Source organism: Paracandidimonas soli, assembly GCF_004342005.1.
GTDB lineage: Bacteria > Pseudomonadota > Gammaproteobacteria > Burkholderiales > Burkholderiaceae_B > Paracandidimonas > Paracandidimonas soli.
This window is the reverse complement of sequence record NZ_SMBX01000007.1, coordinates 179,587-185,830: the sequence shown is the minus strand read 5'-3', so window position 1 is coordinate 185,830 and position 6,244 is coordinate 179,587. Positions and strand designations below refer to the sequence as shown.

The window sequence follows — 6,244 nt, the reverse complement described above, 5'->3', positions numbered from 1 at the left end:
TTGCCGCATTTGATCTCAGTACGCCGCCGACCTGGCCATAGATTCTCTCCATGGCATCTTTCTGGGCTGATCCGAGCTGTCTTGCATTTGCAGTGCGAATTTCACTTAACCCTAAATAGCCCCGTGATGGGCAGGAGTAATTATGTTTTCTCAGACGAATGATCTTGGTCTCTATGCTGGTCAAAGTCCTTACGATGTCAAGGGGTTTGGTGATGTTTCTGGCGGTCCTCCGGGTGTTCCGGATGGTCACGTGGCCCGATGGGTCTCGTCTGTCCCGCGTGATGACATCGAGTACGGCAACGCTGGCACGGGTAACTGGGAGATTGTCGAGGATCACCGGAAAGATACGTTCTATACCAGCGATGGATCGGCGTATGAAATGGGCAGCGATCATAACGGGCAGTCCTATGATGGTCTGGGCCCGATTCCTGCGTGGCTGACAGACACAGCTCCGCCGGCGCCCGAGCCGGAGCCCGCGCCTCCTGTTTACCCTCAGTTCTCCGCGCTTGAGATGCTGGACCTGTTTACCGAGGCTGAGCAGCTCGCCGTCGTGCAGGCGACGATGGGCAATGCTGCGGTCAAGCTTTGGTATGACCGGCTGATTGCAGCGACCTTTATCACTTACGAGGACCCGCGTACCGAGGGCGGTCTCCAGGCGCTGGTAGACGTCGAACTGCTGACGCCGGAACGCAAAGCCGATATCGTGGCCGCGATGCAGCCTCAGGCGCTGGCCTGATCAGGCGGCCATGCGCAGTTGCTGTATTTGCCACTTCGCGAGCTGGCTGCTCATCAATATCTTGACCAGATCTCTGCCTCTTGGGTTGTAGTAACGCAGAAGGGTTTTAGTGTCCACGTTGCCGTTGACCTTGGATAGGTGGTGCATGCCAAATATATCGGCCATGACGCTCGTCGACTCGTGGCGTAGGTCATGGAAACGCAAGTCTGTGAAGTAAGCGGTGATGGGTCGGCGGCCGTATTTGCGGCAGAGGGCGATATAGGCGCGTTTGGCTCGATCTCTGGCGCGAGCGAATGCGCGCGATGCAGATCCTGGCTGGATGTCGAATATCCGTCCTCTCAATGGTTTTCCGGCCAGCCATTGCCTCAGGGCGTGCTTTGCGAAAGGCGTCATGGGGACATAGCGGGTTCTCCCGTTTTTTGTCTCGTGCAGCGTGATGACGCCGTGGGTCAGGTCCACGTCCTCCCGCTTTAGCAGGACGATTTCGGATAGCCGCATACAGGTTTGGGCCGCGATGGTGATGATGGTGGGCAACGATTCCGATTTGGTGTTCCGCTTAATCCATTCGAGCTCGTCACGCGGGCATTCGTGGGCCGGAACTCCATAGAGACGGATCTGTGTGTATATGCGCCTGTCTCGGGCATCGGAGACCGTTGGCCTGGACACCAGCTCGACGGGGTTGGCCAGCCAGTGGATACCCCACTCTTTGCGTGCAATGGTGTAGAGGTGCGAGATCAGGGCGAGCCGGCGATTCACGGTTGCCGGCTTGCGATCTTTCAGCCACTCATCGCGCAACCGCTTCAGGTCGTGAGGGGTGATTCTGGAAATATTGCGGTTGATTAGGTTCGTCGACTTCCAGGCGCGAGCGATCGATTGCTCTTGATATCCGGACTTTTTCTTTGTTGATACCTCTGTCAGGTAGCGCTCCAGAGCTTCGGCCAGGGTCGGGCATGTGCGTTGGAGTCTGCGATGGCGGCGGTTATTCATTTCATTCGGTCCTTTCTGTTTTTCAAAACCGACCCTTTTAACACTCCCGCTGCGGCGGGTTTTTTTTACGCCTGTCATAGGAGATGAGATGCAGACGCAGGCAACGGATGCAGCGGTGACTGCTGCAATAGTGGGGGTGCTTTCTGCACTGCCGATTATCAACGGGGACGCGCTAATCGGCGCATTCGCGGGGGCAGCGGTGTTTGCGCTCAGCAGCACGGATTCCGTGATGTGGCGCAAATTCGCGTACATGGCGCTGTCGCTCTTGCTGGGGTATCTGCTCGGGCCAGACATCACGGAGTTTCTGCCGTTTCGCAGCGTCACGGCTGGCTCGTTCATTGTCTCTGCGCTGATCGTCACGGCGACTGTCATGGTGATAGATCGAGTCAGGACGCTTGATCTGGCAGACCTGATCTCACGCATTCGCAGGGGAGGCTGATATGGAACTCATTCTGGTTCTGTCGTGGTTGTTCGTGGCAGGCAGGCTGATCTGCTACCGACGCAATGGCGCTCGATATCGGTTCTGGGTTTCGCTGGGTGCGTATTTTTTGATGACCGGCGCGTTCTCAAGGGCTGTCCTGGTGGCCGTGGATAATCAACCGGCTCACTGGTCTGAGGCGGTCGTGGCAATGGGGTTGGCTGCCCTGGCCTGGCGTTCTCGTGGAAATGTGGCCTGCCTGCTCGGGAGGTCGTCATGAGCATCCGGGATGTCGTTATCGGCGCTATTGATCCCGCCATGACATTGTTGCCGGACCGCATGGACTCCGCTGCGGCCGTTTGCATCATGCTGGCTATCTGCGGCCAGGAGGCGGATTTCCGTCATCGGTGGCAGGTCATTGATGTGCGCCGTCCGGAGGTGCGAGGGCCCGCCCGCGGGCTGTGGCAGTTCGAGCGTGGCGGCGGCGTGCGCGGGGCGCTGACACATCCGGCCAGCCGTGAGCATGCGCACAGAGTGTGCGCGATCCGAGGTGTGGAGCCGGTCGCGGCAGCAGTCTGGCCGGCGTTGGCCGATGACGATGTGCTGGCGGCTGCGTTCGCCAGGCTGCTGATGTGGACGGACGCCGGTCGTCTGCCGGCGCTGGGTGATGTCGAGGGCGCGTGGCAGATGTACCTGCGCACGTGGCGGCCTGGCGCATGGACTCGCGGTACGCCAGCGCAGCGGGCTGGGCTGCGCCGGAAATGGGCTGGCTACTACGGTCAGGCGCTGCGGGAGGTATCGTGATGAGCGAGCGTGTGATCAAGGCGCTCACGGGATGGCGGGGATACGCACTGACTCTGGCCGGCGGCGTGGTGGCCGGGGCGTTGGCAATCTGGTATGTGATGGACCTGCGCCTGGAGGTTAGAGATGCCGACCTGCGGACAGCACAGATACGGATCGATGCCCTGGCCAGCGCCAACCAGCAAGCCGAGCGCGACGTTGCCGACGCGCGCAAGGCGGTCGTGGAGCTGCGCAGGGAGGCCGACGATAGGGCAAAAGCCGCGCAAGATGCGCAGGCACAGGCTGAGCAGGAAATTGTCGGGCTGGAGTCCGAGCTCGCATACTGGCGAGATCGCCCGCCAGCACCAGGCGGGGCTTGCGCTGCTATTAGCGACCTGCGGCGCGAATACATGCGGGGGAGAGGGCGATGATCAGGATCTTATGCGCTGCGGTCGTCCTAGTCCTTGCTGGTTGTGCTACGCAACCGCAGATCGTCGTCAGGACCGAGCGCGTCGAAGTGCCGGTGTCAGTGCCGTGCAGGACGGCAGAAATCATGCGGCCGGTATGGGCGCTGGATGTTCTGCCGGCTGATGCTGGCGACTATGAGTGGGCCAGAGCGGCTGTCGTCGAGCTGGGGCAGCGTGAGGTATATGAACGACGCCTAGAGGCTGCTGTGGCGGCGTGTCAGTAGGATGATTACTATCATGGGTTCGCTAGATATTTCTCTAAATGGTAAAGTTATGCAACATAACTTCCAAAATGAAAAATCTCATGTCGGAATTGCCCAAGTTTGTCTACACGGCTGAGCACGAGTTTTATTACAGTACGAAAGAGCCTGTTCCCATCGCAGATGTTATAGAGGCTCTGCAAGGTATTGAGCGAATGCTCCGGAGTTTGCCTCGTGCAATCGAGCGCGTAACAGAAATCTCGATTGCAGACTCTCACATATATGTAGAGCGGATTGAATCTGGAAGTCTGAAAGAAAAAATCCTCATTAAGCTATTCTTTAAGTCTGAGGAGGAGCTGGATTCTTTTCTGGACAAAATACGAAAGACATTGGACGGAAAGCCCATGTTGAAAGGTTCCTTGATAACAATACTCATCGCTGGGTTTATTGGTACAGGATTGCTATTTGCAAGTAAGGCTTTGCAAGAGCCTGCGCCCAACATCACCGCCAACCATAATGTGATCATCAACATTGGCGCTGGTGAGGTTGGGATGTCCCCAGATGGGTTCCGCTCCCTAATCGAATCTTCGATTCTGGATAAGAAGGATTTTGCCAAAGCGGCTGTAAAGTTTGTGAAGCCAGCAAGACAGGACAATCAGGCATCTATTGTTCTTGATGATATGAGCGAGCTTTCTATCACTCCTTTAGCGATTGCGGAAACACCAGAGGTGGTCAACATAGAGCCAATTTCGGATGTTGTTGAATACGAAAAGGCCACGCTGCTGATCAGGGCCGGGGACATGGATCAAGTATCCTCGGGTTGGGCCGGCGCAATTCAAGGGGAGACGGAGCGACTTCCGATCGAGTTGGATCCAGCCTTGAGTCCAGTACAACTTTTTGGCCGCGCTAGTAAGCAGGTAACTGCAGATGTTGCTCTTGTTAGAAGGCAAGACGGAAGATCCGGTAAGATGGTTCCGAAATCAATTTTTGTGAGGCATATCTATGATTAGATCGATGCGCATCAAGAATGGCTATGGCATCGACTGACCAAATCTTGACTTGCATGCCTGAAAATTGATGCAAAAAGGCGAGAAAGCGCAGCCGATTGATGGTAGGCTATCACTGCAAGTCGTTGATATGACTGCGCTTTAATTTTCATCTATTTTCAGACGCCAGCACTTGTAATGCGAAGGTCAACAGTTCGAATCCGTTAGCCGGCACCAGATATATCAATGGCTTAGCCTCTGGCTAAGCCATTTTCTTTGGCTCTAGCCCATTATCGGGGAACGGACATTCATTACACTCGGTTAATGACACCATTCCAGCCGCACTGAGGGCCAAGACCCTCATGCGGTAATTCCCAAAATTCCTGAACCCATAGGCTCGGCGTGAGAGCCTTTCCATCCTTGCCGCTGGCACGGAGGTCGGCAACGGCTATCGGGCAGGTGACCGGGTGTTGACGGTGATTTTCAGCCTTGCCCGGGGCGGCATGCAGTCCGACCGTCGGCTACGCATCTATCTCGCATACGGAAGCGACTGGCGTCCGCCCGAGGAAGATGACCAGATCAACTGGATTCGCGAAATCGAGTAATACGCCAAATAGTATGCTACGAACGTTTATGATGGTACTGAACGCAAAAGCCATCAGGTTGTCCAATCCAAAGAAAGGTGATCATCGATGAGCAAAGATTCGGAGGCTGCCGCATCGGAAGAGCGGCATGTCGCGCGTATGCGAAAGCTCGAAGATTCTGAACAAGCGGCGGCGCAATATGGCCTCGATTGCCTTTATATGCATCTGTCGGCCTTGTCTCCCACGACCAGGAGAAGCCACGCGGAACGGCATGGAAAGCTGTTCACGGCGGCCCAGATGCGGGAGTTCTGGTCCGATCCCGACAACGTCGAAGGCTGCCAGTGCGGCATCGTGGTGGTCAGGGTGGATGCCGAGGGCAAGCCGACGGTTCCGCTCATCGTGGAGCGGGCCAAGGATGCGTATGTGAAATGGCGGCAAGGCGCTGCCGCAACCGGCTGCTGCGGGGGCGGTTGCAGTTAGTCCGGCATATCCTGACAGGAGATTCACCATGCTGAAGCGATTCAAACGTATTTTCCCCTGCATGCTGCTTGCGTTTCCCTGGTCCGCCGGCGCGCTGGAGGCGGGCGACATGGCGCCCGATTTCAGCCTGCCCGGATCGGACGGAAAGACGCATCGCCTGTCGGACTACCGGGGCAAGCAGGCCGTGGTGCTGGCCTGGTTTCCCAAGGCCTACACCTCGGGCTGCACCATCGAATGCAAGTCGCTGGCCGAGAACGGGGAACTCATCCGCCAGTACGACGTGACCTATTTCATGGCCAGCGTCGACCCGCTGGTCAAGAACAAAGGCTTTGCCGAGGAAACCGGCGCCGACTTTCCCCTGCTAAGCGATGAGGACAAGTCCGTGGCCAAGGCCTATGGCGTGCTTGGCCTGAGCGGGCTTGCGAAGCGCCGGACGTTCTATATCGGCAAGGATGGCCGCATTCTCAAAATAGACACCGACATCAATCCGCCGACATCGGCGGAGGACATGGTGGAGAACCTGGGCAAGCTGGGGGTGGCGCGCCGGTAGAGCGGGAGCCCGGGCCGGCCATCCGCCGCGGGCTGCACCGTCGCAGCACGGCTTCC

General features: G+C 57.4%; 10 protein-coding genes. 9 read left to right on the top strand and 1 reads right to left on the bottom strand.

What is annotated here, in order from left to right:
• Positions 1-142 precede the first annotated feature (142 nt).
• On the top strand, positions 143-736 hold the full coding sequence (locus EV686_RS14140; RefSeq protein ID WP_132477596.1) for a hypothetical protein: 594 nt from the start codon (positions 143-145) through the stop codon (positions 734-736).
• Here EV686_RS14140 and EV686_RS14135 read toward each other — a convergent pair whose 3' ends face one another.
• Complete coding sequence (locus EV686_RS14135) at positions 737-1,801, bottom strand: tyrosine-type recombinase/integrase (protein WP_243650895.1); 1,065 nt, start codon at positions 1,799-1,801, stop codon at positions 737-739.
• Between the two features lie 10 nt (positions 1,802-1,811).
• Between EV686_RS14135 and EV686_RS14130 the strand changes: the two genes are divergently transcribed.
• The 8 genes from EV686_RS14130 (at position 1,812) to EV686_RS14100 (ending at position 6,188) form a co-directional block, all read left to right on the top strand.
• Positions 1,812-2,162 (top strand): putative holin, encoded by a 351-nt coding sequence (locus EV686_RS14130; RefSeq protein ID WP_132477595.1) that lies wholly within the window; start codon positions 1,812-1,814, stop codon positions 2,160-2,162.
• A gap of 1 nt (position 2,163) precedes the next feature.
• Positions 2,164-2,421, top strand: coding sequence for a phage holin family protein (locus EV686_RS14125; protein WP_132477594.1), 258 nt, complete (start codon positions 2,164-2,166; stop codon positions 2,419-2,421).
• Complete coding sequence (locus EV686_RS14120; protein ID WP_132477593.1) at positions 2,418-2,945, top strand: hypothetical protein; 528 nt, start codon at positions 2,418-2,420, stop codon at positions 2,943-2,945. The genes EV686_RS14125 and EV686_RS14120 overlap by 4 nt, the downstream gene beginning before the upstream one ends.
• Positions 2,945-3,352 (top strand): hypothetical protein, encoded by a 408-nt coding sequence (locus EV686_RS14115; RefSeq protein ID WP_132477592.1) that lies wholly within the window; start codon positions 2,945-2,947, stop codon positions 3,350-3,352. The genes EV686_RS14120 and EV686_RS14115 overlap by 1 nt, the downstream gene beginning before the upstream one ends.
• Before the next feature lie 340 nt (positions 3,353-3,692).
• On the top strand, positions 3,693-4,598 hold the full coding sequence (locus EV686_RS14110) for a hypothetical protein (protein ID WP_132477591.1): 906 nt from the start codon (positions 3,693-3,695) through the stop codon (positions 4,596-4,598).
• 446 nt (positions 4,599-5,044) lie between these two features.
• Complete coding sequence (locus EV686_RS18995; RefSeq protein ID WP_279389471.1) at positions 5,045-5,179, top strand: hypothetical protein; 135 nt, start codon at positions 5,045-5,047, stop codon at positions 5,177-5,179.
• Between the two features lie 87 nt (positions 5,180-5,266).
• A complete protein-coding gene (locus EV686_RS14105; RefSeq protein ID WP_132477590.1) occupies positions 5,267-5,638 on the top strand; it encodes a hypothetical protein in 372 nt (123 codons plus the stop codon).
• 28 nt (positions 5,639-5,666) lie between these two features.
• Positions 5,667-6,188, top strand: coding sequence for a peroxiredoxin (locus EV686_RS14100; RefSeq protein ID WP_132477589.1), 522 nt, complete (start codon positions 5,667-5,669; stop codon positions 6,186-6,188).
• Positions 6,189-6,244: the final 56 nt, after the last annotated feature.